Source organism: Humisphaera borealis, from assembly GCF_015169395.1.
GTDB classification, from domain to species: domain Bacteria; phylum Planctomycetota; class Phycisphaerae; order Tepidisphaerales; family Tepidisphaeraceae; genus Humisphaera; species Humisphaera borealis.
The window spans coordinates 1688418-1713181 of sequence record NZ_CP063458.1 but is presented as its reverse complement, the minus strand read 5'-3'; the positions used below and the strand labels follow the sequence as shown (position 1 = coordinate 1713181).

Below are 24764 nucleotides of genomic sequence, written 5' to 3'. Positions count from 1 at the left end.
TCAATCGAATCGATCCGGGCGCATCGTTGCCAGATCAATCGGCGACGTGTCACCCGACGCGAGTGCCGCGACGAGTTGCCCTGTCGCCGGGGCCAGACTGATGCCCATCATCGCATGACCGGTGGCGACGATGACGTTCGCATGTCGGCGGGATCGCCCCAGGTAAGGCATGCCGTCCGGGGGACACGGACGCAGGCCGTGCCACGCGGGCAACCCGGCAAAGTCCGCTTCTTGGAACGCCGGGTAGTAGCGCGGGATCGCCGACACGATGCCTGCGACGCGACTGGCGTTGATGCGTTCGTCGATTCCAGCCATTTCCATCGTTCCGCCGAACCGCAGCCTACCGCCCATCGGTGTAACGGCGACGCGCGCCTCTGTCAGAATCGCACACGCGGTCGGCGATTGCCGGGGGCGATCGAGCGTCAGGCTGTAACCCTTTCCGGCCTGCATCGGAAGCCTCAGACCCAGGTCCCGACCGATGGCGGTCGAGCCGATACCGCCGGCAACAACCAGTTCGTCAAACTCGATACTGACCCCATCTGCGCGAGAGGTTGAATCGCCACCCTCCGACTTGGTCAGCTGCAGACTCACCAATCGTCCGTTGATCACGTTGAATCGCTCGACCTGCGACTCCCAGCAGAGCTCGACGCCGTCTGCCGCCAGTGTCTTCTCCAGGTGCGCCATCAGCGCCGATGGCGAGAGGTGGCAGTCGCGCGGGTAGAAAACGCCGCCGGCCACGTCGGTCTGGGTGTGCGGTTCGAGCCGGCCGACGCCGGCGGCATCGAGCACCTCGGCGGGGATTCCGAGTTCGTTGGCCTTGATGGCGGCGTGGCTCTCTTCTTCGAGTCCGTGCGACGTCTTGCACAGCATCAGCAAGCCACGCGGTGTAAACCCGAAATCCGCGCCCGGCTCGGCCGCCAGTTGCTCGTAGAGGGAACGGCTCAACAGGTGCAGATCGCGAAGCACAGGCGCCGACCGCTCCACGTGGCTTCGATTCGCCGACTTCCAGAACTGCACACCCCAGGCCAGCAGATCCCAGCTGAGCCGGGGTTTGATATAGAACGGCGACCGGGGGTTCCACATCCATTTCAGGCCGAGTTTGACCATGCCCGGCGCGGCAAGGGGGATGAAATGGCTCGGCACGATCATCCCCGCATTGCCGAATGAGCAACCCGTTCGTATCGCGGCGCGACGGTCAACAACGGTGACATCAAACCCGCGGCGGCGACAATAGAGTGCGGCGCAAAGACCGATCACACCCGCGCCGACAATCGCGACACGTCTGGGCTTCATCGCTGGTCCCCGGCATTTCCGGCGTCTGCGCGAATGCCCCAGGCGAATGGATCCTCACCGGAGATCAACAGCTGTCCCGCCGAGATGACGTGCGCCGTTCCGCTGACGGTCGGCACGATCTTTCCGTTCGCCCGATCGGTCCAGCGGAACTGCCCGGTGAACGATGTTCCGAGGATGCCTTCCTGAACCCAAGAGGCCCCTTCGTCAAGCTTTCCATCGGCGGCGAGGCAGGCCAGCTTGGCGCTGGTCCCGGTTCCGCAGGGCGAGCGGTCATAAGCGCCGCCAGGACAGAGAACGAAGTTGCGAGAATTGCCCCCCGCGTGACCGGCGGGGCCGAAAAGCTCGACATGGTCCACCAGTTCGTATCCGCCGCCATTCACCGCACGTCGTATCCGCGTCGTCAGATCGAGCAGGTGCGCCACGTTTCCAACATGCAGGCTTGCTTCGACGCCACTACGGACGAGGTAGAACCAGTTCCCGGCCCAGGCGACATCTCCGGAAACCCGGCCGATACCTGGCACATCGAACGCCACGCCCGCAGCAGTCCGATAGCTTTCCACGTTGCTGAAAGACACGCGCCCGTCGGCGGCGAGTTCGATTGTGACAACGCCGACGCACGTCTCAAGCCGGTGCGTGCCCGGACCGATGCGACCCTGATACGCGAGCGTGCGAACCACGCCGATCGTGCCGTGTCCGCACATGCCCAGATACCCGACGTTGTTGAAGAAGATCACGCCGGCGGCGCAGGTGGGATCGGAAGGGGGGCACAGCAGCGCGCCGACGAGTACATCGGACCCGCGCGGTTCGTTGACGATCGCCGAACGATACTGGTCGTACCGGTCTCGAAACACCGCCAACTGGTCGGCAACGGTGCCGCCACCCAGCGAGGGAAAGCCACCCACGATGGTGCGCGTGGGCTCGCCTTCGGTGTGGGAATCAATGAAGTCGATCTGGTGCATAGGTGCTTTTGGAAGAGACGTCGTGACGCCCACTGCCCAGCCCCTTGGTCTACAACAATTTGCGCTGGCCAATGAGTGTCCGCTGCACGCCCGCCCCACAAGTGCTACAGCTTCGGGCGGTTCTCGATGCCCCGGCGAACGATGGTCAGTACGCGCTCGCGTTCCGGGCCGCTGATCGGTTTTCGTGGCTCGCGGACCCATTCGGCGCCAAGCCCGGTCTCCTGGACGGCGAGCTTGATGTATTGCACGAACTTCACGTTCGTGTCCAGTTTCAGCAGGGGGTAGAACCAGAGGTACATTTTTCGCGCCTCGTCCCACTTGCCGGCCTGCGTCAGGTTCCAGAAGTGCTGGTTTTCCCGCGGAAAAGCGATGCCGGAACCGGCGATCCATCCGTCGATGCCCAGTGCGGCGGATTCCAGCACCAGATCGTCCACGCCGGAGAAGATCGCGTAACGGTCGCCGACTGCCAGGCGAATCTCCGTGATCCGGCGCGTGTTGGCGCTGCTTTCCTTGACGGCGATCAGGTTGCTCACGTCGGCCAGTTCGGCAAGCTGTTCCGGCGTGGTGTCGGTCGTGTAGCCGATCGGGTTGTTGTACAGCATCCAGGGGAGGCCCGTGACCGACGCGACCTTGCGGAAGTACGCGGTCGCCTCGGCGGCATCGGGCTTATAGACCATCGGCGGCATGACCATGAAACCGCTGGCTCCCAGCTTCTCGCAATCGCGGACATACTGGCAAGCGGCGGCGGTGCTGGTCTCGGCGACGCCCGAAAGCACGGGCACCCGGCCGGCGGCGGCCCTTACGGTGGCCTCGACGACTTGCCGTTTCTCTTCCGGCGACATCGCCTGGTTCTCCCCGAGAGACCCGCACATGACCAGCCCCTGGACTCCTGACGCCAGGACCGCCTCGACGTGCTTCGTCGTGGCGGCCAGATCGAGCGACTGGTCGGACCTGAACTGTGTCGTAAGCGCGGGGAAAACGCCTTGCCATCGGTGCTGAGTCATTGTCTCGCTCTCTGTAAAGCAACCTTATATTTCGTGTGTCGCGCGATGTCACGCCGACGTGTGCCTGGACCAGGCGGGCGTGTTCACTTGCCTGCTGCAGTTCGCGGATTGGGCATGAAGTAGAGATAGCCGTCTTCGGCCCCGATCAACAGGTCTCGAATGCCGTCCCGGTTCCAATCGACCGTCGTCGGGCTGGTGTCGTGGCCGGCAAGTTTCCGGGTGTGCAGGTCAACGGCCGGTTCAAACGTGTATCGCCCGTCGGCCTGACCTGCATTGCGATAGAGGGTGGCGTTGAGACCGTTGATGAGAATGTCCGGTTTGCCGTCGCCGTCCCAGTCGGTCACGGCGAGCTTTCGGCGACCGCTCTTGCCAGCCTGGCCGGGGTTCAACAGCATGGGGGTGCCGCCTTCCTTCCCGCCGGCAAACACAAAGACCCGCTCCCCGGGAAGCAGGACCAGTTTCCCGTCACGTTTTTCGCGGCGAAACAGCGACAGGTAGCCTTCGTGATCGAGCATCGAGATGTCATTGAGCCCGTCGCCGTTCCAGTCGTGCACGACCGGCGTTGTCCGCCACTGGGGCACGAGCTCGCCGGGCTTCGGCGTCCACCAGTTCCAGACGGGCTTCGGCGTTGTACCCGGCCAATCGACCCGCACGGGTTCGGCGGCAGTGAGTTTCGGAGCAGTCTTTGAGCCGATGTTCCGATACCAGACGACCTTCCCCCAGATCGAATTGGCCACGATATCGAGCAGTCCGTCGTGATCCCAGTCGGCGACGCTGAGTGTGGCGTAGCCCCACTTGGCCTCGGCGGGACCCTGGATGGACCCGTTGTACCCGGCCATGATGCGGAGCACTTCGCCGCCGGCTTCCAGGCGGCGGGGGGCAGCAAACGTCGGCGGACTTCCACCCAGGTTCTCGATGAACGCAATATAGCCGGCGCTGTTGCCACAGATGATGTCGTCGTCGCCGTCGTGATCCCAGTCTGCTCCGACGGGCGTCGCGAGTGCGCCGAACTTCACATCATCGGCGACCTGCTGAAAGTATCGCGGCGGTTCAAACTGCGGCATCCCGTCCAGCACTTTGCCGGTGTGCTCCACCAGTGCCACGCGGCCATCCTCGTCGCCCACAACCAGGTCCTGGTCGCCGTCTCCGTCCCAATCGACGGCGACCGGAACGATCATCTCAAGGTCCATCGCCAGCGGCTTGCCATCCCGCGCCAGTCTGCGACCGGCGGCGAATGAGGGGTGTGAGCGGCTGCCGGTGTTCTGGAAGCAGGTGAAGCCGTCAAGAAACTCGCCGCAGAGCAGATCGAGATCGCCGTCGCCGTCGAAGTCGGCAAAGTTGGGTGTGGGCCTGCCATAGACGTCAACGGGGCGACCTGCCGCTTCGACCTTGACCGGCTCGGCGTGCTTCGGCTTGGCGTCGGTTCCGTCGTTGCGGATGAGGTAGACGTATCCGTGCAACGGGCCGCGCGTCCACTGCCCGTTCTTGTCGAACCCGTCGTCCCAGCCGTATTCGGTCCAGTCCGCCGCGCCGACGATGATGTCGAGATCGCCGTCGCCGTCGTAGTCGACATAGCTCCACTGATTCTCGCGGATCTTGGCCGGATGAACCGACGCCTTGGGATAAATCTTGCGCGAGGTCTTGAACTCCTTGCCGAGGAAATCGACCCACTCGGTGGCCGGCGTCAGCACACGCGGCTTGCCCGCTACAAACGTCACGTGGGCGTAATTCATCGCCGGCCCCACTCGGACCGCCGGCTTGAACACCGGAAACCTCCGTTCGGCGACGGACTGCTTGCCGTTGCCGGGGTTCTCAAAGAAGTAGGTTCCGCTGTACGGGGTATCTGGGCAGGTGACGATAAGGTCCAGATCGCCGTCGCTGTCCCAGTCCATCGGCAGCGGAAAGGCCCAGAGTCCGACACCCAGATCGACTGCCAGTCCTGGGTTGTTGTACTTGATGCGCTCGAGGGGCGGCGCTGTCGGCTCAGCCATCACGGCCTGGACCGACACGATCGACACTAGGCCAAGGGCAAGGACAGTCGTCCGAAGGCGCATAAGCTCACTCCGCTGAGAGGATTTCCGGAGCGTACCCGAAGCAAGGCGACGTGGCACGCGTCGGAACGATCGGAGCTCCGGCCGAGGTGCAGCCCGTCTGGCGCGGCAGAAGGATCACAACGGAGGCACGGAGACACGGAGGGCAACTTGGATCCCCTGCACTTCACCTGCGATGGCACTGGTCAGGGCGAACTCGAGGACACTCGACTCTCGTGAGAGCCGCGCGTCTGATCCTGCGGGGTATTTGGGATCGACTGGCAACCCGCCGTGTCTCCGTGCCTCCGTGGTGGTGATCCTTCTGCCGCGCCAGGTTTGCCGTACCGTCCCGGCTGCCATCGGCTGATAGTTCAGTGGGTTTGATTTGGGGAATTCGATGTTTCGGCCCAACTCCACCACCACGGCCTTCGACCCGAACCGGTGCCCAGCACTACTTCCCCGCACCCGCCACATTCAGGCCGAGCGGAATGAATCGCGCTTCGCCGCCGACCAGTACCTGCACATAGAGCCTGTAGTACCCCGCGGCAGGTGCGTAAAAGTTGAACTTCAGCAACGGTCCGCCACGCTCGGCGGCGGTCTTCGGTTCTTCCCCTTGTGGGTGGATGTGAACCACCGTCTTGCGATCCTCGGCAAACCCCACGATGTGCGCGAACGCGCCCATCACCGGTTCGAGCCCGCCGAACGGCGTGCCGTCCCGGTCGGTGAAGCGTAGCTCGCCGACGACCACTTCGTTGGCACGGAGGGTGGGTGTCTTCAGGCCAGGGAACACCAGGGCTGCCTTCAGTCCCCGGTCCTCCGCCGACAGCCGGTCCACCTTGTCGCTGATCGGATTGCCGTGGCAATTGTCCTCGGCCGGGGGGATGTCGCCGACCACATACTCCTGAACGCCGGTGGCTCCGGGCACGACATCGGCGAACACGCGATACTCGCCGGGGAGCCGGGGCGTGATCGCAAATTCGTACTCGCCAGGGGTGGCGGTCGGCGTGGGGTGTTCGTGGTGATAGTCGGCCAGGCTCGAATCCACGATCAGCAGGTGCACGCGCTCGGTGTGCATGACCAGCAGATCGGCCGGCAACACCGGTGCGCCGTCCAATCTGGCCAGCTTCGCGTTGATGGTCGATCGGACGCCCGGCTTCAGCGGAGGCGTGGGCACCAGCTTCAGCGTCATCGATGCCGCGCCGGGCTTCTCGTAGGTGGTGCTGGAAGGGATCCGCCGACGGTTCAGCTTCATCGAGCAGATCGTGCAGCGATCGGTCTCCTTCAGATGCCTGTCCAGCGGATGCATCGGACAGTTGTAGACCGCGGACGTGCGAAGCTCCGGCGGATACCGTTCGGCGATCGCGTCCCAAGCGGCCTTGTACGTCTTGTACAACGCCTGTGCTTTCTCGAGCGGTGATTGCTTGTCGCGCGTGGCAAGAATCACCGATCCGCCCGAAGCGTACATCGCCTCCAACTTCTCCCGCAGCTCCTGGCGGTCGGCACGATCTCCCAGCTCGGACTGCAGCCGCCGTATCGCCGGGCTGCAATTGGCGATCTGGAATGCAATCGGCTTGAGCTGATTGGTCTCCAGAAGCTTGCCGACATTCTCGACCGACTGCCGGATGACATCCCATGCTTCCGGGACCGACTTGGGTTCAGGAAGATCAAGCAGCGGGTCGTGAGCGATCGCCGGCCGTGGGCAGACCAGAAAGAAAAGAACTGTCGCGAGAGCGACCATGAGGCATCGACGAACGCCGAGCCCGCGAGGATACCGGCAACCTGTGATGACAGCAGGCATGGTTGAAGATGCTAGGCGCCGCGGCTGCATAAACCCACGTCGGCCGACGGGCGACATTAGCCCATGAAGCCGAGGTTCGGGTTAGCGAACCGGCCGAGATTCGGGAAGATCGTCGGCAGTTCGGTCTCGGTGATGCCGAACCAGCGGGCGAGTGTAGCCGAGTACTCGTCCACACTCGTTGTCGGGATCCAGCGGCCCAGGCCCGTGTCGTCGGGGCCGTTGACGGACAGGGTGGGGAAGGCTCCGTAAAACTTCTTACCCTGTACCGCGCCGCCCATGATCATCGTGTGGGTGCCCCAGCCGTGGTCCGAGCCATTGCCGCCGTTCACAGGGAAGGTCCGGTTGAAGTCGGACGCGGTGAAGGTGGTGACCTTGCTTGCGTTGCCCTGGGCGGCGGTCTCGTCGTAGAACCATTTCATCGACTGGCTCAGGCCCGACAGCAGTCCGGCGTGTGATCCGCGGGCCGAGTCGTCGATCAGCGCTGTCGGAGTGGTCAGGGCGATCTGGGCATTGTGCAGGTCGAAGCCGCCCACCGCGACAAAGAAGATCTGCCGCTTATGGCCCAGCAGCGGGGCCGCCTTGATCATCCGCGCCACCATCGCAAGCTGGCTCAGAAGCGAAGGCGGATTGGCCGGGACCGTCGTCGAGGTCGGCGAGCTTGCCAGCGCGGTGCCCAGAATCGCGTTGTTATCCAAAGCCCGGCGGGTGATCTCGGCGTGGCTCTTCTCGTACAGGTTCGTGCCCTGCGTGCGGGCGAGGTTCACCAGGTCGTTAAACGCCACCTGTTGCGACGCGCTGATGCCGCTCAGCCCGGCCGTTCCCGCGGTGGACACGTGGTACTGGCTCTGGCTGACGATATTGTTGACTTCCCAGGTGTTCTGCCCGGCCAGCGAGATCGACATCGCGATCGAGTTGGCGGTGTTGGCGGTGTAAAGCAGATCGGTGCAGCGCCCGCCCCAGCCGGTCTTGGGCTGCTGGTCCGGGATGGACGTCTGCCACTGGACCACCTGGTCGTTGTGGCTGAACAACTGGGGCGGCTTGGCGACGCTGTTGGCCTGGTACTGGGCACGCGTCAGAGGAGCCAGCAGCGGCCCGACGTTGGTGAGCACTGCAAGCTGCCCGGCGTTAAAAAGGGTCTGCAGGCCCGTGCAGCTCGGATGGATGCCGTACGTGCGACCGTTGCCGTTGGTGAGGTCCAGCGGCAGAACACCGTTGGTCTGTCCGGCGTTCGGAAGCGCCAGCCCGCCCTGGGTCGGCAGCTTGCGAGCCGCCAGGTAGGCGGCGTAGTTGGTCGAGTCGGTCGGGACGATCAGATTGTTCGCGTCGTTTCCGCCGAAGAGGAACAGACAGACCAGCGCCTTGTAGTCGGTGATGTCGGTGCCGGCGGCCATGGCGGCGTTCATCATCCGCAGGTCCCAGACGGTGCTCGCCATCGAAGTGGCCGCGACGGCGGCGCACGTCGAGTGCAGCAGCTCACGCCGGCTCATCATCTCCGACGGAGGCAGCGGGTTGAGGTGCAGGTTCTGCTTGCCCGACGGCTTTCCAAACATACGTGCCATTCGCACTGCTCCTGAAACGAACTTGCAAGGCCGAACGAACCCGACAGACCAATCACCGCGCTACTTCTGGACGGCACACTGGGACGCCGATGTGATCAGGTAGACCGCGAAACGTGCCCGCACCAGCCGGTCGTTCGCGGTCGCCGCCGGTAGGGCATTGACGGCGCTGATCACGCGGGTCTTCATCGCCGCCGGCATCGAATTGCACATCAACAACAGGTTGAGGTGGTTCACCAGCGCGGTCGCGTTGCCCGCAATCGCCTGCTCGTACGCAAGGTTCAGCCGGATGTCACCACCCTGGAACACCGGAATGGTGGTCGCGCTGGCGTTATAGATGCCCGTCCGGAGGAAGTTGGGTACGTTGACAGCCATGATCTCGGTCGAGATCTGGAACTCCGGGGCGTTAAGCCCGCTGTCGGCGAGCTGCCCCGGATGCACGTAGTAGGGCTCGAAAAAGTTGAACACCGTCGGTGATCGGAAAGGTGTCTGGCCGAGCTGCGTATCGGTGGTTGTAATCGCAAACCTGCCTGGGGTGACCGACGTCGGGCTGAAGGGCCGAATCGCTCCGGTGACCCGCAGAACGGGTTCACGCAGGTGCCCGAAACCCTGGTTCGCGATCATGTCCGTCGAACGGGCTTCGTAGTCCGTGAGGATTGCCTTTATGACCGCCCTGAGGTTCCCACGGACCGCCGTCCCGTCGTTATCAAACACTTGGGCAACGCGGTACACGTAGGCAGGGCTGGGATTGGAAGTCACCAGCCGCTGGATCAACTGCCGGCAGATGAACGGCCCGACATTCGGGTGGTTGAAGATGTTGTCCATCGCGGCGTTCAGCTCGGCGTTTGCCGTTCCGTTCACACCGCCGGTCTGATTCGCATTGGCTGCAATCGTCACCCCGTTAAGAAGCTTTTTGGAACTCGTCGAAACATTGGCCGCGTTCACTGACATGGGGGCCGACCACGTGTCATTGCGGCTTTGCATGCGACGAACAACTGAACTTGTTCCGTCGGGGTTCGTGATGGTCACGTCATTGAGATAGGGGACGACCGTTCCGGTCGTTGTGTCGAGGTTCCAGCCGGTGAAGACATTGGCAAAACCTTCGATCACCGACTGGTCGTAGGTCGGGATCGGCAGACCATCGGTGCCCAGCTTCAGGGTGCCATCGGGCCACAAGGTGTTGAGCCCCACCGAGAACAGCTGGAGCACTTCGCGGGCATAGTTCTCGTTCGGTGCGGTAAAGAGCGGGGACAGCGGCTTGGTATTGCCCCGCATGTTGAGGTACTGCCCCATGATCGGGTGCAGCGTCACCTCGCGTAGGAGCGCCCGGAAGTTGCCAAAGGCATTGTCCACGAGCATGTCGTGGTAATTCGCCAGCGCCTCGGTCCGCCCGTTGACGGTCCCGTCCTGTGCAGAGACCACAAAGATCTGGGCAAGGGCGAACGCAACGCGCTGCCGGAGCTGATCGTCACCCGTGATCGAGTTACGCCACCAAGTCTCGATGTTTCGCGAGGCCCCATTGATCGAGCCGTTGTCGATCGCCAGGCGGGCGCGAACATAGCCGTAATGGCTGCTCGCCAGGGCGATGCGCACGTCGTCGATGAAAGCCGTGTCTTCGGCGCCCGTCGTCACACCGTCGAACGCCAGCACATGGCTGCCGGCGGTCAGTGCGACCGGGAGCGTCACGAATCCGTTGTAGCGCCCGGCATCTGAGCTGGCGAGCGTTCGGGACAGGACGTAGTTCCCGATTTCAACGCCGTCGAGCTTGAGCGAGAGTGTTGGTATTCCGCCGAGATTGGTTCGCGGGGCCGCCAGGAAGCTGAAGATGTACTTGCCCGCCTGGCCGACATTGAACGTCTGTGCGATGCGGCCGGTGGCCTTGATGTACGCCGCCCGGCTTCCCATCGGGGCGTTGATCTGAATCGCCGGGCTGACGGGGGTGGTCAGTACGCTGCCATTGGCGGTAATGCCGCTGGTACCGGTGAACACCCAGGTGGCGCCCGTCGGGTTGGCGGAGATGGCGCCGGCGGCGACGGTCGGGGTCTCGAAACCGTTGTTGGCGAGCTGAGTCACCAGCCGGTTCGTCGGCATCGCGAACTGTTCGGTCAGCCAGGCGTCGTATCCGATCTGCTGCAGGCGGGTGATTTCGGCCTTGGTCGGGCCGAACGTGGACTGGTGGAGGAATCGTGCCGCGTCCTGTGCGGTCGGCAGTCCGCCGGGCAATGCCGGCGGAGCGGCCGGTGCCGTAAACGTGATCGAACCGGTGGACAGCAGGAATTGCCCGCGGATTTCGCCGTTGGGGTAACGCGAGCTGTGAATGTTGATGTACGTGTTGCCGGACTTGATCGCCGTCACGATCTCGGCCGCGCTATAAGGGGCCACCGGACCGATGTCCCAACGCCAGCTCTGGCTCGACTCGTTGTACTCAGCCGTATCAATATCGAACAGGATGCCGGCACTCACACCAGGACCTGCCGGGCCGTGAATGTGCTTGGAAACCTCCGGCGTCGTCAGGTTGGCGTAGGTCGCCTTGAGCTCGGCCTTGGTCTCGTCACCGCTGAGCAGCAGCGTGGCAAAACCCGAACCCGGGGTGATCGCCCCTCCCTGCGGACGGAGGTAGGCGGTAAACAGCTTCGGCGGTGGGGTAACCGTCAGGACAAAGGTGTCGGAGGCGACCGCGATGCCGTCGCCCACTTCGACGGTGATCGTGACCGTTCCGGTCTGCCCGGAAACCGGCGTGATGATGAGCGTTCGCGGGGCGCCGTTGCCGCCCAGTGCGGTCGCGCTGGTGGGGACCAGCGTCGTGTTGCTGGAAAGCACCCGCACACCCACCGCAGCCGCGCCGCTTTCGGCATCACCGACGGTAAACGCGATCGGCGAACCGGCGACGCCGGTCACACCCGTCTGATCGGTGATGTTGCTGATCGTGGGAAGCGTGTTCGCGCTGGCCCCGCCCGCAACCGTGGTGTTGAGTGCTCCGGAGACGGCGGTGACGTCCGCGCCAGTGATTGAGCCGTTGAAATCCCGATCGAAGCGATAATTGAAACCACTGACCGCGACGCCCACCGCTGCGGTGACCAGGCTAACGTCGGCATTGGTGACGGTTCCGTCGGCGTCGAGATCGCCGTGGAGCAGGCGAACGGTGACAGCCGCGGAGGTCAGCGTGCCGCCGGCGGCGCTGAGAACGTTGGAAGCCGTCACGGTAACGGCCTGGGCATTGGTAGCGCCGGTCAGGACGACGGTCATCGCGTTGCCGGCGATCGTGACCCCGCCCGCGGCCACCGATCCGGTGCCGCCGGTTACCGCGGCAGTGCCGGCGGTGATGGGCTGATCGAACAACAGGACCAGGGTCGGTGCACCGGCGACCAGCCGACACTCGATGCCAGACCCGCCTGCCAGCGGAAGCGGTATGTCAAAGTTAACGGCTCCGTGCGCCTTGCGGGAGACGGCAGAGGTCAGCGCCGGTATCGCCTGAGCGTGGGCCGATTCGACCCAGGGCCCTGCAAGTCCGACCAGCAACGCGAGAGAGAATACGAGTCGGCCGACCCATTCGCGTCGTGGGAACATATGCGATCCTCCGATTTCACAATCCGGGAATGCCGCATCGTTGCGCCGTCCATTCCGGATCTTGTACTGAAATGACCTTCGCTACACCGAGAACTGGACTGCCTGAGACCTGTAATGAGCTGACCTGCGTCGCGCCGCTCGTGGTCGCCAACCCGACTCGCGACGCGATGACTTGCCTTCCGACGGTCGTGAGACCCGTCCAATATCGTCCAGACTACCCAGATACAACCTGCTGTCAATCTTTTTTGCCGCGACGTCAACACATTTGAAAATAGTTTGTATGCCCGCCGTTTCCAGTGGGTCAACGGTGGCCATGTCCGTACAGACGCTGAGACGCCTGACTATCACGAGACGCCATCCGCCACGCGATGCCTGGCCTATGGTATTCCTCGGCCGCCGGGCATTCCCAACGGTTTCTACTTGAGATGTCTCCTTCGATTGTATTAGGCTGACACGTCCGTCAGGCAGCACGCCGTCACGCACCGGAGCTTTCGTTGCGTTCGGGTGCCTTGGCCGGCGTAGGTTCCGGCGGGCCGATATTGATGCTTTACCTTTCTTTGGCGGCGCTACTTATGTTGCTTTGCTCCGCCGGTATCCCGGAAATCAGCCGGTAAGTGGCCAATTCAAAGGAACGACGATTGGCCCCACTCGGGACCAACGCGAGGGTGTCATGCAAGTGAACGCCGCGATCTCAACCCGTATTGCTGGTATCCTTCTTTCCGCGGTCGTCGCGTCGGATGTGGCGGGGCAAACCACGCTCCCCACGACCGCGCCGACGAACCCGCCGCGCAACGCCGTGCCAGGCGTTCCCGTCGGTCCGGCGGTGCGGATGGACTTCCCCTCGGAACCGATCGAAATCAAGCTGCTCGCCGACATTATCACCAAGCGTCTCGGCATCCCGATCCTTTACGACGAAACGATCGCGGGCAAACGGGTCACGGTCCGCGTCCCGCGCGACGTGCCCGAAGCGGCACTGCTGGGCGTGTTGCAGAGCGCGCTCCGCATGAAAGGCATGGCGCTGGTCGATGCCGAGCAGCCGGGCTGGAAACAGATCGTCAACGCACCCAGCCTCGCGGCGATCGGCCGACCCTCGCCGGCCGGCGCGGCGCCGGAAGATCTCGAACCCGGCATTGTCGTCTCGCAGGTGTTCACGCTGGAGCGCGCCGATCCGACGTCGCTCGCCGAGGCGGTGCGGCCGCTGCTTACCCAGCCCGGCGGCAACGCCCAGGCGGTGCCGGGCCGCAGGGCGCTGATCATCAGTGATTACCCGTCGGTCGTGCAGAAGTGCACGCAGTTGATTCGCGCCCTCGACACGGGCAATACTGCCGAGACAAAGTTCGTCCCCCTGCGATCCGCCGACGCCACGCAGGTGGTCGCGACGGTTGCCCAGTTGTTGTCGGGCAAGGAAACCCAGCAGGGCGGGACCGGGGTTTCCGGCATTTCGTTGATCGCCGACGAGCGTGGCAACCAGGTCCTGGTGTCGGCCCCGACCGGGCGAATGGCGGAAGTGCTCGAGCTTATCGCCGGGCTCGATAAGGACCCGGGCCTTGAGACCAAAGTTTATCGCCTCAAATCGGTATCGCCGGAGCGGCTCGACAAGCTCGTCGGCCGGCTCGCCGGTGGCGAGGGGGCGCAGAAGCGGACCTACCGGTCGAGCGTTGATCGCGAGAGCCAGTCGCTGGTGATCACGGCGTCGGCGCAGTTCCACGCGCAGGTCGCCGAGGTGGTGAAGGAAATCGATATTCCGGTGATCGCATCACAGAGCCCGGTGCGGTTCTACAAGCTCAAGAACGCCAAGGCCGCCGATGTGCTTTCCACCATCAGCGGGCTGCTCGCCGATGCCGATTCGAATGCGACCGTCGAGCCCGGCGATCCGACCAAGCCGGCTTCGGATCGCACGGCGCGCCCGCCAACCGATGGCATGCGACCGGCCGTTGCAGGCTCGCCGACGGCCGCCGCGGCCCGGCCACTATCGAATGAGACAGGCCTCCCGTTCAATACCCAGCCGGCGGGAACGTCCTCGGCCGGTTCGCCATTCCTCTCGGGTGGAAGTGCGGGGCGTCGTTCCTACGGCGTCAATGAGGAAGCGTTCCGCAATAGCCTGCCGGCCGGCGGATCGTTCCGCGGCCGCGACGCCAGCGTGGCCGCCGACGTCAATACCAACAGCATCGTGGTGATCGCGCCGCCGGACGTGCAGCAGCTTTACGCCGACCTGATCAGTCGTCTCGATCAGCGCCGGCCGCAGGTGCAGGTCGAGGTGACGATCGTCACGCTGGACACCACCGACGGAGCGACCATCGGCGTGGACATCGCGCGTGTGGGCGGATTCGACGGGAGCAAGGTCATCACGTTCAGTTCGTTCGGAGTCAGCGGGCTGGACCCGATCACCGGGATGCTGACGCCGGTCGCCGCAAAAGGCGGCACGTTCGCCCTGCTGAGCCCCAACATTGCGGACGTCGTGATTCGCGCCCTCGCGACCAATACGCGGTCGCGCCTCGTGTCAGCTCCGAAGCTGCTTGTGAACGACAACGGACGCGGTCGGCTCCAGAGCGTTGCCCAGGAGCCGTTCGCCGAGATCCTCGACACCTCCGCCAACCAGTCGCGAACCGGCTTCGGCGGACAGGCGCAGGCGGGAACGTCGATCACGATTGAACCGCACATCAGCGAAGGGGACTACCTGCAGCTCACCTACTCCGTCGAGTTGAGCAGCTTCACCGGAGCCGGTGCCGACGGGCTGCCACCGCCGAGCCAGAAGAATGCGGTCGACAGCACGGTCACCATTCCCGACGGGCACACGATCGTGGTCGGCGGCCTGTCCGTGAAGAACCTGCGGCGGACGATGGATTCGATTCCGTTCCTGGGTGACATCCCCGGTCTGGGCATCCTGTTCGGCACCCGCACCAAATCGTCGACCGATACAACGCTGTTCGTCTTTATCCGCCCGGTCATCCTGCGGGACGACAAGTTTGAAGATCTCAAGTACCTGTCCGTCCAGAACGGGCTGGCGGCGAGCATTCCCGGCGACTTCCCGCAGAGCAACCCCGTGCCGGCACGGTAAACCGTCAAAGATGTCCCAGAGCCTGCTCCAGTTTCGCAACCGAATCAGCGGCCTGCGGCCTTCATCGCCGGACGCAAAGGGCACTGCGCTGCCCGATCGCGGCGGTCTGCCTGTGCTTACCGCCGCCGCTGCGGCCGCGGGATTCGATGAGGTGGCGGTGCTACGGGCGGCTTCGGCCTCGCTGGGTGTTCCGTTCGCGCCGGGGCTTGCCGATCGAACAGCATTACCAGCGTTTGTCGCCGAGGCACCGATCGCATTCGCCCGTCAGCACAACCTGATCGCGATGCAGGGAAAGACGCCCGGTGACCGGCCGGTCCTGGTGATCGGCGACGCCGGGAAGCTGGATCTGCTCGATGTCGTCGAACGATTTTTGGGCGTCGGTCTCGATCCGATGTTCGCGCCCCCGGCCGCGATCGCCTCGGCGATCAACGCCGCCTACGAGCGCCAGACCGGCCAGGCGCAGGCGATGATCGACAGCCTTCGCAAGCCCGCCAAAGCTACCGCCGCCGCCCAGCCCAAACAGGAAAGCGCCGCGGAACGCGATGCGCTGATCGACGAAGTACGCCGACTGGTTTCGCGGGAAGACCTTCTCGACAACGCCGCCCGCGCCCCGGTCATTCGGCTGGTCAACCTGCTGCTGTTCGAGGCGGCGCAGTCTGGTGCGTCCGACGTTCACATTCAGCCTTACGAGCAACGGCTGGTCATTCGTACCCGCATAGACGGCGTGCTGTACGACAGCTTCGAACTGCCGAAGGGCGTTCAGGAAGAAATCGTCGGCCGGATGAAAGTCATCGGCCGAATGAACGTCGCCGAGAAACGGCTGGCCCAGGACGGCCGGGCGACGGTGTCGATCGGCGAGCGGTCGGTTGACCTGCGCATCGCCAGCCTGCCGACCAGTTACGGCGAGCGCGTCGTCATCCGATTGCTCGACAAAAGCGCCCGCCTGTACGAGCTGACCGATCTCGGCATGGACGACAAAACCCTCGCCCGGTTTGGTCGCCTGATTTCCGCCGAGCACGGCCTGAGCCTGGTCACCGGGCCGACCGGCAGCGGGAAAAGCACCACGCTCTATTCGGCCCTGCGGCGAATCAACAGCACGGAAAAGAACGTGCTGACGCTGGAAGATCCGATCGAGTATCAGCTCGAAGGCATCAGCCAGACGCAGGTCAGCGATCGCAAAGGCATGACCTTCGCCAGCGGGCTTCGCAGCGTGCTGCGACAGGACCCCGACGTCATCATGGTCGGCGAGATTCGCGACCGCGAGACGGCGTCGATGGCGATCCAGTCGGCGCTGACGGGGCACCTGGTGTTCAGTACCCTGCACACGAACGACGCTCCAAGCGCAGTCACTCGACTAATGGACCTCGGCATCGAGCCCTACCTGGTCGCCAGCTCGCTTCGGGCCGTACTGGCGCAGCGGCTGGTTCGGCGGATATGCGGCGGCTGTGCCGCTCGCGCCAAGCCGACCGCGGCGGGGCTGCGATGGCTCGGCGTCGATGCCAGCCAGACGGCCGGCATGCGACGCGGCCGCGGCTGCGACGCCTGCCGTCGGACCGGGTACCGCGGCCGTTTCGGTATGTTCGAACTACTCGTCGTCGATGAGCCGATCCGTCGGCTCATCACCACGCAGGCCGATGCCGGACGGATCAAGGACGCGGCGATTGCCGCTGGCATGCGAACCCTTCGCGAAGACGGCGTGGCCAAGGTTCTGGCCGGCGTGACGACCATCGGCGAAGTGGAACGCGTGACGCTGGAAGGCGAAGAGATCGAAGGCCCGCGCATCGCCTGATGCCGTTCTGTGCAGCGACCATGCCCCTGTTCACCTACCGAGCCACCGATGGACAAAGCACCGCCGAACAGCGGGGCACGGTAACCGCCGACACCCCGCGGCAGGCCCGCGACCTGCTCCGCGGCAGGGGCCTGATGGTGCGCGATCTGTCCTCAACATCGGTCGTCGAACCGAAAGTCGTTGACCCTGCCGCAGAGCCGTTGATACGCAAGCAGCGGTTCTTGACCAGTGGTCGCGACCGTCATCACGTCACGGCGTTTGTCCGCGAATTGTCCACCCTGCTGAACGTCGGCGTGCCCTTGCCCGAGGCATTGGAAACGCTCGCAACGCTGCATCGCGGCCGGTTCCGGTCGGTTTTGCTGCAACTGCGCGAGCGCGTGACGTCAGGCACAGGGCTGGCCGCCGCGATGCGCGAACAGCCCAGGGTCTTCGACGAGTTCTGCCACGCGATCACCGCCGTCGGCGAAGACGCCGGGACGCTGGACGCTTCGCTCGAAACACTGGCAGACTTTCGCGAGCGTTCCGACCAGCTCCGCGGCCGGATCGGCACCGCGCTGGTGTATCCGTCGATCGTCTTGTCGATGGCGGTGCTTGCGGCACTGTTCCTGATGACGTTCGTGGTGCCACGGATTCTTGAACCGCTATTGGAGCAGGGGCAGGAACTGCCCTTGCCCACGCGGATCGTCAAAGGCGCGAGCGACTTCCTGCTCGCCTGGTGGTGGCTGCTGCTGTCGGTCGTCGCGGTGTCGGTCATTGCCCTGACGGCGTTCCTTCGAACTGAACGTGGCCGACGGACGCGCGATACGGTCCTGCTGCGGCTTCCGGTGTTCGGACCACTCGCGCGAAAGCAGGCGGTTGTCCGTGTGGCGATCGTGCTCAGCACGCTCCTACGGAGCGGCGTGGTATTCGTGCAGGCACTGCGCATCGCCCGGCGAACCGTCGGCAATGCGGTCCTCGCCGACGCCCTGGGCCGCTGCGAGCAGGCCGTCTCCGCCGGCGGCGACATCGCCGATGCGCTCGCCAAAACCCAGGCGTTTCCGGCGACCGTCGTGCAGGTGTTTGCCGTCGGCCAGCAGACCGGCCGGCTGGAAGACGTGCTCGACCGGCTCGCACGTGCATACGATCAGCAGGTCAGCTCGTCGAGCCAGCGGCTGGCGGCAATCCTGGAACCGGTGCTGATCATCGTGCTGGCGGTTATCGTGTTGTTCATCATCCTGGCGACGGTGCTACCCATTCTCGAGGCCGGAAATGCGATCGGTTGAAGATTCAGTCCAACGTCATCCACGTCGCCGCGCGTTCTCGCTCATCGAGATCATGGTGGTGGTGGTGATCATCGGCCTGCTCGCCGGCGTGGTCACCTACGCCGTCACCAACCATCTCGACAAGGCGAAGGTGCGCAAGGCCCGGGCCGACATCGCCAACTACGCCGGCGCGATCGATCTCTATTACGGCGAGAAGGGGCAGTTCCCCGAGCTGCGCGACGGACTCAAGTCGCTCGTGCCCGAGTACATCAAGGTGCTTCGCAGCGATCCCTGGGGCCGGCCCTATGTGTATGTTCGGCCGGGCCGGGGCGGCGCTTACGACGTCATCAGCCTGGGTGCCGACGGCCGCGAAGGCGGCTCCGGCATCGACGCCGACCTGAGCAACTGGGACGCCGAAACCATCGCCGCCAAAGGGAAGTAGCGTGCCAAGCCGTCGGCCGAGCAATTTCCGCCGCCCCGGCTTCACGCTGATTGAGGTCGCGGCTGTCGCCTTGCTGATGGCGATCCTCGCCGGCGCGGTCGCCTGGTCGTTTTCCGGACCCGTAGCCTCCGTTCGCACGGCCGACGTGCTCGACCGAATAAAAACGTTTGACGGCACCGCCCGGCTTGCGGCGCGAAACACCGGCCGTCCCGTGACGATGCAGTTCGATCCCTACGAGGGTTCGATGACCCGCTTCGACGACCGGGGCCAGGGCGAGCCGTTCCTGGCGTATCGCGGCGTTCTGCCATCGGGCTACCGAATCGAACGCGTCCGTCTGCCCGATTCACCTGCCACGGCCGGTGAAGGACGAACGACGGTTCCCTGCTCCATCGATGGTCGCACGCCGACGTATGCCGTCTGCCTGTCGGGCGGCGGCAAAGAGCACTGGCTGCTGTTCGCCGGGCTGACGGGCCAGGTCACCGAGGTCAATGATGAGTCGGCGGTTGACGCCATTTTCGAAACCGTGCGGACCGGCCCACGCCGGTAACGCCGCGCGTGCTGCAAGCCCGCTCAGCGCGACTGCGCTCAGGCCGCGCCGCCACGGCCTGACGATCACCGAGGTCGTCGCCGGCCTGGTGCTGATGACGACAGTCCTCTCCGCCGTCTTCATTGCCCGCGGACGGTTCCTTCAGCAGTGGGCCGACGCCGACCGCCAGCTTCAAGCCACGCATGCCGTCGACACCCTGATCGGCCAGTGGCTTGCGGGCCCTCCGGATCGCATACCCATGAACGGCGAAGGCGTCCTCGGCGGCGTCGAGTCCTGCCGTTGGACGACCCGACGGATCATCGATCCGGCGGCGCAGGGGCTCGGCGTCAAAACCGTCCGGCTCGAAGTTCACCGCACCGCCGACAACGTCACAGCTCGCGCCGACCGCTTCGTGCTGGCCGTGGAGTTTGTCCTGCCCGACGAATACGGCAGTGCCGCTGCACGGCGGGAGGCCGACTGAGATGACGCGTTCTCGCGAAAGCATCCGATGCCACACCCGCCGGCCGGCCTTCACGCTCATTGAAGTTGTCGTCGCGACCGTGCTGAGCACGGTCCTTCTTGCCGCACTTCTGGCGGCGAGCGCTTCCATCAGCCGCGACCGGCAGCGACTGGCGAAGCTGACCGCCTCTCCGTCGCCGGCCGACGCGCAAGCACTCGTGCAACTGCTTCGGCAGGATCTGACCAACGCGCGATCGCTTACCACAGCAGACAACGGGCAGGTCGTCACGATGGTGGGCCACGGCGGATTGCACAAGAGCACGCGTGCACCGGCCGGGCGGCTGTCAGAGATCACGTATCGCATTCGCGCGGACCGACAGGCGTCCTCCGGTCGCACGTGCCTCATTCGCGAACAACGGGACCTCGACGACCCGGCCCGGCCGCCCGCGTGGTCGGAACTGGTGGCGGTCGGCGTGACACAGTTGGACGTCATCGCGGCCTCGCCCGAGGTTGGCGTGATGCCACGGCAGGTGCGTGTCCGCATTGTCTTCCCGGCCCGCGTAGTGGAGGAAACGCTGTGGCTGCGGTGACTACCCTCGATACGCTTGCCTGCCTGACACACGCACCCCGTAGTCGGCACCAGCGGCGCGGCTACATCCTCGTCGTCACGCTCGGCGTCCTGGTGCTTGCGGCGACGCTGCTCGTCGGGATCGGTCGCTCGTCGATGCGCCACGCCGTCGATGCCCGGGCCGCGCGTGACGACCTGCAGCGTCGCTGGGGCGAGGTCAGTTGCCGCCAGGCGATCCTGCCGATCGCCGAGCAACTGCTCGACGCCCGCGAGCAACGCGACGGCAAGGCAACGCCGGTCCTGACGACAACCCTGCGTCTCGGCGGGCAGACGTTCGAACTGACCATCGCCGACGAACAGGCCAAGGCCGATATCAATGCCATGCTCGCCGAGGTCGAGGTCCAGACCGTCGAGTCGCGCGTTCGTCGGGCGTTGTCGGGCTACGGGCTGGCAGACAAGGTCAGGCTTCGGCCGGAAGTTGGCACCATGGTGCCCGGAGCCGCCGCCGCCGCGACCACGCCGCCGCCGATCGGCAGCTACGGGCAGGTTTTCGACGGGATTTCGCCGGACCGTTGGCTTCGTCCGCCCGCCGGTGGCGGCCCGGCGGTGGCCGACCTGATGACGTGCTGGGGTGGCGGCCGGATCAACATCCGCCGGGCGTCCGAACCCGCCCTTCGCCTGGCCGCCAGTCCGCCGCTGACCACCCTCGAAATCAGCCGCCTGATCGAGCTGCGCGACAAGATATTCCACGGCGACGGCCGATCGGTTTCGCTCATGCGATCGGCGGCCACGCCGCCATCGGCCGGTCGCAGCCCGATCCGGCGATTGATCGACAGCGCCGGCCTGGCGCAATCGTCGGCACGCATCGTCTCCGGCTTCGCCGACGGCTCGACCCGCCATTCCATCCGAATCTTGGCCGGTACCGGCGGTCGGCGGTGGCTCAGCTTCGCTGTGCTCGACACGTCCGATATCCAGTCGCCGAAGTGGCATGTGCAGTCCTGGTAGCGGATCTCCAAAACTCTAGCTCAATTCCGGCCTTTCCCGGTTACAATCCACGCGTATCGCAAGTGATTGCCGTCAGAACCATGGTGACCATTCACCTTTGAACACTCGTCGCGTCAACCTCGTGCTCCGCTCTACCGCCGCCTTGCTGGTCCTGCTGGCGGTGGGCGTGGTCGCCGGCGCGTTGCTGTTGCCGGCGTCGCCGGGCGGTGGCGAGTCGGCTTTGCTCGCCCGCGGTAAGCCCGACACCCGACCCACGACAGCAGTCCTGCCTTCGCTGCCGGAGTTCGAGCGCGTCTGGAATCGCCGGCTGCGCCCGTCCTTCGAAACTGCCGTCGCAATGCCCGAAGCGGCGGGCCCGGTGACCGGTGTGCAGGCAACGGTCGCGCCCGCGGTGTCCGGCACTTCAGTCGCGGTCGTCGGGACGATCGGCGACAGCATCGCACTGATTCGCGATGCCGCGGGTAATGTCGAAGCACGCCAGGTCGGCGAGACGATCGCCGGTGTCGGCACGGTCGTCGCGGTTCGGCCGTCGGAAGTCGATCTGCAACAAAACGGCCAGCGCATCACGCTTCGCCGCGTCGCCGAAACACCCGAGCCCACGCCCACGACGCCGTTGTCCATGCCGCAGCCCGATCCCATCGAGGAGCCGCAGATCGGCCCTGTCGTGGATCGGCAGTGATGGCAGCTGTAGACGAAGTTGTTCCATCGTGTCCATCAGCCACGTCATTCTCGTCCCTCCCGAACAGCCCGGCGATTCCCCGCGCCAGGGTGACGCATGGCGTATCGGCCAGGTCGTGAACGGCGTTGCCGCGTGGACGACCATCGCCGGTGCCGACAGCGACCCGATGTCGCTCGCCGCTGCCGTTCAGAAAGCCGGCGTCGCCGGCAAGCCGCTCGTTCTGGCGTTGCCGTCGTCGTGGTGTCTCGCGGCGACATTCCCGGTAACCGGGCTGCCACGCGGCGATCACAAGGCGATGCTCTACCGGTTCGAAGAACGCCTGCCCATCGCCGCCGAATCGGTCGTCGCCGACTTCATAATCTCCCCGGCCGGCGACATGTGCCTGGGCGTTTGCACCCGCACCGAACGCGTGCGGCCGTGGGTCGATGCCCTGGAGGCCGCCGGCGTGACGGTCCGATCGATCGCGCCCCTGGCGTTGCTGATCGCCGCCGGTATTTCGACGGCCAATCCCGCGGCACGAACCGCCGTATCGGCTTCCGCTCCATCGCGTGCGCTGGTCTGCACGGCGGGCTTCGGCGGCGGTTTTGAGATCATCGCGCTGCAAGGCCGATCGCCGATCGGCTGGTTCCATGGCGCTGGTACGCCGGCCGACATCACCCGGCGCATCGACTGGCTCGGGGCGATGCTCGGTACGGATCTGGTCATCGAACAGTTGGGCAGCGACATCCCCGACTCCGTTCTCGCCGAGGCATCGGTCGCCGTGGCGAAGAAGCATGCCCTTTCGCCCGCCGCCGCGGCGCTCGCCGGTGCGGCGATGCTCGGGACTTCCGGCGCTGCCGCGATCGACCTTCGCCGCGATGCCCTCGCCCCGGCCGATCGGTTCCGGGCGTATCGAGGTGGGCTGCGGGCCGTGGCGGCGGCGGCGATCGTATTTCTGACGGCGGTCGCGGCGGCCGCGCTCGTGCGGTCACAGCAATACCTGCACGCCGCCGAGACGGCCGACGCGCAAAAGCTCACCGACGTCCGATCGGCCTTCCCCGCCGCACTGGGCTCGGCGACCGCCGACGAAGTCCGAACGCTGCTGGCTCAGGAACGCAGGTCCTGGTCGAACAGCATTGCCGGCGGGGCGGTCTCAATGGGCACAGTCGATGGCACGGGAACGGGCAAACCGAAGTCGGCGTCCGGCTCGGCCCTTCGCACGCTGCGCGACGTCATCAAGCTCCTGCCTGACAACAACGACATTCGGATCGATACGACGATGTTCGCCGAAACGACCTTCCAACTGTCCGGCCGTGCCCGCAGCTACGACGACATCGAAAAGCTCGCCACCGCGATCCGCGCCGGCCACCCGGATGTTTCTGTTTCGCAGGCCCGGCGTGGCACCGATGGCCACTGGAACTTTACCCTCGGCGGCGCGACCACCGCCGCGACGGCCGCTCGATGACAGCAAACGTGAGAACTGCCAAGTAACTTCATGACGCGACTCCTCGCCATCCTCTGCCTGATCGCCGCGGTCGCCGCCGGCTTTGCGCTGGTGCGCCTCGATGCCGCCGCCACGCAGGCCGCCGCCGCCGAGCGGGAGCTCGTCGACAGCCGACAGTTCCTGGCCGACCCGGCACGCCGGCTCGCGGCGGGGCAGGTCGGTCTGATCGGCGGCCCGGCAACCGGCCCGTCCGGCCTCGCCGGGGCGGGCGCTGGCGCCAACGGCGCTCTCGAATCCGGCATTCGCCAGTCCGTCGCGGCCGCCGGCATCGCCGACCGTCTTCGGGAAATCGTCTGGACCAAGCCCGGCAACTCAGGCGCTGACGAAGCCCGCGAAGTCACCGGCTACCTCCAGTTCGGCAACGTCAATCTCGAACAGCTCACGCGGTTCCTTCACCATTTGGCCGAGACCGATCCCACCTCGCGAACCCAGATGATCGAGCTCGCCGCGCCGGCTTCCGAAGGCTCGCCCGCGACCAACTCAGCCACGCCTTCCGCCGCCGGCGAACCTTCTTCTGAAACCTGGTCCGCCGTGGTGACCGTGTCGTATCGCCTGCGGCCGTCGGGTAAGCGGCCGGCCAATTGACGAATCTTGGTTCATGACCGATGCCCGTTCGACCCGACAATCTCATCCGGTGGAGCCACGCTTGACCCCCAATGTCCCGACCCGATCGCACCCCTCGCTCGCGATGACGATCGCACTTCTGGCGTTGCTCCTGTCGTCGTTTGTCGGCGGCTGTGCGCCGGAATCCAAGCCACCAGCCGGCGACTCGATCAGCAAGGCCAAGGCCGACAACGAGGCCGCCGTTTTGCTCATCGAGAAAGCCAAGTACACCGAAGCCGAACCCCTGCTCCGAAGCGCGCTCGCGTCCGATCCCGGCTTCGGCCAGGCGCGGAATAACCTCGGGCTCGTCTACTACCACACCGGCAACCTTTACCAGGCCGCGTGGGAGTTTGAAGAGGCCGCGCGCCTGATGCCGCGTCGGCCGGAACCCCACAACAACCTCGGCCTCGTCTACGAACGCGCCAACCAGCTCATCAAGGCGGTCGACGCCTACACCGAGGCGTACAAGCTCGATCCGGCGGGCGTCGAATACCTGGCGAACCTTGCCCGTGCCCGTGTCCGGCGGGGCGATACCGATGTCGAAACCCGTCGCCTGCTGCAGGAACTGATCATGAAAGACGCCCGCCCGCAGTGGAACGAGTGGGCCCGCTCCACGCTCATCCGCCTGAACGCCGTGCCGCCGCTCGACCTGACTACGAAGCCGTCCTGATCGGGTGTCGCCTCTCTCGTATCAACGTCCTACA

At 65.2% G+C, this 24764-nt stretch carries 19 protein-coding genes; 12 read left to right on the top strand and 7 right to left on the bottom strand.

The features are described 5' to 3' along the window. The 7 genes from IPV69_RS06420 to IPV69_RS06390 all read right to left on the bottom strand — a co-directional run bounded on the left by IPV69_RS06420 (position 1) and on the right by IPV69_RS06390 (position 12207). Entirely contained in the window at positions 1 to 1293 is a 1293-nt protein-coding gene (locus IPV69_RS06420; RefSeq protein ID WP_206294094.1) for an NAD(P)/FAD-dependent oxidoreductase, read from the bottom strand. After that, positions 1290 to 2252 (bottom strand): proline racemase family protein, encoded by a 963-nt coding sequence (locus IPV69_RS06415; protein ID WP_206294093.1) that lies wholly within the window; start codon positions 2250 to 2252, stop codon positions 1290 to 1292. The genes IPV69_RS06420 and IPV69_RS06415 overlap by 4 nt, the downstream gene beginning before the upstream one ends. 104 nt (positions 2253 to 2356) lie before the next feature. After that, positions 2357 to 3256 (bottom strand): dihydrodipicolinate synthase family protein, encoded by a 900-nt coding sequence (locus IPV69_RS06410; RefSeq protein ID WP_206294092.1) that lies wholly within the window; start codon positions 3254 to 3256, stop codon positions 2357 to 2359. 83 nt (positions 3257 to 3339) lie between these two features. Then, positions 3340 to 5310 (bottom strand): FG-GAP repeat domain-containing protein, encoded by a 1971-nt coding sequence (locus IPV69_RS06405; protein ID WP_206294091.1) that lies wholly within the window; start codon positions 5308 to 5310, stop codon positions 3340 to 3342. Between the two features lie 427 nt (positions 5311 to 5737). Next, positions 5738 to 7084 (bottom strand): hypothetical protein, encoded by a 1347-nt coding sequence (locus tag IPV69_RS06400; RefSeq protein ID WP_206294090.1) that lies wholly within the window; start codon positions 7082 to 7084, stop codon positions 5738 to 5740. Between the two features lie 56 nt (positions 7085 to 7140). Further along, positions 7141 to 8643: a DUF1501 domain-containing protein gene (locus IPV69_RS06395; RefSeq protein WP_206294089.1), complete on the bottom strand. Its 1503-nt coding sequence runs from the start codon at positions 8641 to 8643 to the stop codon at positions 7141 to 7143. A gap of 60 nt (positions 8644 to 8703) precedes the next feature. Next, the gene (locus tag IPV69_RS06390) at positions 8704 to 12207 is read right to left on the bottom strand and encodes a DUF1800 family protein (RefSeq protein ID WP_206294088.1); all 3504 of its coding nucleotides are present in this window, start codon (positions 12205 to 12207) and stop codon (positions 8704 to 8706) included. 670 nt (positions 12208 to 12877) lie between these two features. Between IPV69_RS06390 and IPV69_RS06385 the strand changes: the two genes are divergently transcribed. The 12 genes from IPV69_RS06385 (at position 12878) to IPV69_RS06330 (ending at position 24730) form a co-directional block, all read left to right on the top strand. Next, positions 12878 to 15265 (top strand): secretin N-terminal domain-containing protein, encoded by a 2388-nt coding sequence (locus tag IPV69_RS06385; protein ID WP_206294087.1) that lies wholly within the window; start codon positions 12878 to 12880, stop codon positions 15263 to 15265. A 10-nt stretch (positions 15266 to 15275) separates the two neighbouring features. Beyond that, positions 15276 to 17054 carry a GspE/PulE family protein gene (locus IPV69_RS06380; protein ID WP_206294086.1) on the top strand — a complete coding sequence of 593 codons (1779 nt, stop codon included), beginning with the start codon at positions 15276 to 15278 and terminating at the stop codon, positions 17052 to 17054. A 20-nt stretch (positions 17055 to 17074) separates the two neighbouring features. Beyond that, positions 17075 to 18316 (top strand): type II secretion system F family protein, encoded by a 1242-nt coding sequence (locus tag IPV69_RS06375; protein WP_206294085.1) that lies wholly within the window; start codon positions 17075 to 17077, stop codon positions 18314 to 18316. Then, complete coding sequence (gene gspG, locus IPV69_RS06370; protein ID WP_206294084.1) at positions 18303 to 18737, top strand: type II secretion system major pseudopilin GspG; 435 nt, start codon at positions 18303 to 18305, stop codon at positions 18735 to 18737. Before IPV69_RS06375 ends, gspG begins: the two co-directional genes overlap by 14 nt. Position 18738: 1 nt before the next feature. Further along, the gene (locus IPV69_RS06365; RefSeq protein WP_206294083.1) at positions 18739 to 19284 is read left to right on the top strand and encodes a pilus assembly FimT family protein; all 546 of its coding nucleotides are present in this window, start codon (positions 18739 to 18741) and stop codon (positions 19282 to 19284) included. Next, complete coding sequence (locus IPV69_RS06360) at positions 19241 to 19744, top strand: hypothetical protein (protein WP_206295675.1); 504 nt, start codon at positions 19241 to 19243, stop codon at positions 19742 to 19744. Before IPV69_RS06365 ends, IPV69_RS06360 begins: the two co-directional genes overlap by 44 nt. 1 nt (position 19745) lies before the next feature. Next, the gene (locus tag IPV69_RS06355) at positions 19746 to 20312 is read left to right on the top strand and encodes a prepilin-type N-terminal cleavage/methylation domain-containing protein (RefSeq protein ID WP_206294082.1); all 567 of its coding nucleotides are present in this window, start codon (positions 19746 to 19748) and stop codon (positions 20310 to 20312) included. Beyond that, positions 20300 to 21295: a hypothetical protein gene (locus IPV69_RS06350; RefSeq protein WP_206294081.1), complete on the top strand. Its 996-nt coding sequence runs from the start codon at positions 20300 to 20302 to the stop codon at positions 21293 to 21295. The genes IPV69_RS06355 and IPV69_RS06350 overlap by 13 nt, the downstream gene beginning before the upstream one ends. A gap of 97 nt (positions 21296 to 21392) precedes the next feature. Next, complete coding sequence (locus tag IPV69_RS06345) at positions 21393 to 21974, top strand: hypothetical protein (protein ID WP_206294080.1); 582 nt, start codon at positions 21393 to 21395, stop codon at positions 21972 to 21974. A 28-nt stretch (positions 21975 to 22002) separates the two neighbouring features. Further along, the gene (locus IPV69_RS06340; RefSeq protein ID WP_206294079.1) at positions 22003 to 23418 is read left to right on the top strand and encodes a type IV pilus biogenesis protein PilM; all 1416 of its coding nucleotides are present in this window, start codon (positions 22003 to 22005) and stop codon (positions 23416 to 23418) included. 30 nt (positions 23419 to 23448) lie between these two features. Then, positions 23449 to 24042: a hypothetical protein gene (locus tag IPV69_RS06335; protein ID WP_206294078.1), complete on the top strand. Its 594-nt coding sequence runs from the start codon at positions 23449 to 23451 to the stop codon at positions 24040 to 24042. A 61-nt stretch (positions 24043 to 24103) separates the two neighbouring features. After that, positions 24104 to 24730, top strand: a complete 627-nt coding sequence (locus IPV69_RS06330) for a tetratricopeptide repeat protein (RefSeq protein ID WP_206294077.1) — start codon at positions 24104 to 24106, stop codon at positions 24728 to 24730. Positions 24731 to 24764: the final 34 nt, after the last annotated feature.

Bases quoted from the DNA above. Each gene is read 5' to 3' on its own strand.
- IPV69_RS06420 (WP_206294094.1), bottom strand. From the start codon at position 1,293: ATGAAGCCCAGACGTGTCGCGATTGTCGGCGCGGGTGTGATCGGTCTT.
- IPV69_RS06415 (WP_206294093.1), bottom strand. From the start codon at position 2,252: ATGCACCAGATCGACTTCATTGATTCCCACACCGAAGGCGAGCCCACG.
- IPV69_RS06410 (WP_206294092.1), bottom strand. From the start codon at position 3,256: ATGACTCAGCACCGATGGCAAGGCGTTTTCCCCGCGCTTACGACACAG.
- IPV69_RS06405 (WP_206294091.1), bottom strand. From the start codon at position 5,310: ATGCGCCTTCGGACGACTGTCCTTGCCCTTGGCCTAGTGTCGATCGTG.
- IPV69_RS06400 (WP_206294090.1), bottom strand. From the start codon at position 7,084: ATGCCTGCTGTCATCACAGGTTGCCGGTATCCTCGCGGGCTCGGCGTT.
- IPV69_RS06395 (WP_206294089.1), bottom strand. From the start codon at position 8,643: ATGGCACGTATGTTTGGAAAGCCGTCGGGCAAGCAGAACCTGCACCTC.
- IPV69_RS06390 (WP_206294088.1), bottom strand. From the start codon at position 12,207: ATGTTCCCACGACGCGAATGGGTCGGCCGACTCGTATTCTCTCTCGCG.
- IPV69_RS06385 (WP_206294087.1), top strand. From the start codon at position 12,878: ATGCAAGTGAACGCCGCGATCTCAACCCGTATTGCTGGTATCCTTCTT.
- IPV69_RS06380 (WP_206294086.1), top strand. From the start codon at position 15,276: ATGTCCCAGAGCCTGCTCCAGTTTCGCAACCGAATCAGCGGCCTGCGG.
- IPV69_RS06375 (WP_206294085.1), top strand. From the start codon at position 17,075: ATGCCCCTGTTCACCTACCGAGCCACCGATGGACAAAGCACCGCCGAA.
- gspG (WP_206294084.1), top strand. From the start codon at position 18,303: ATGCGATCGGTTGAAGATTCAGTCCAACGTCATCCACGTCGCCGCGCG.
- IPV69_RS06355 (WP_206294082.1), top strand. From the start codon at position 19,746: ATGACGCGTTCTCGCGAAAGCATCCGATGCCACACCCGCCGGCCGGCC.
- IPV69_RS06335 (WP_206294078.1), top strand. From the start codon at position 23,449: ATGACGCGACTCCTCGCCATCCTCTGCCTGATCGCCGCGGTCGCCGCC.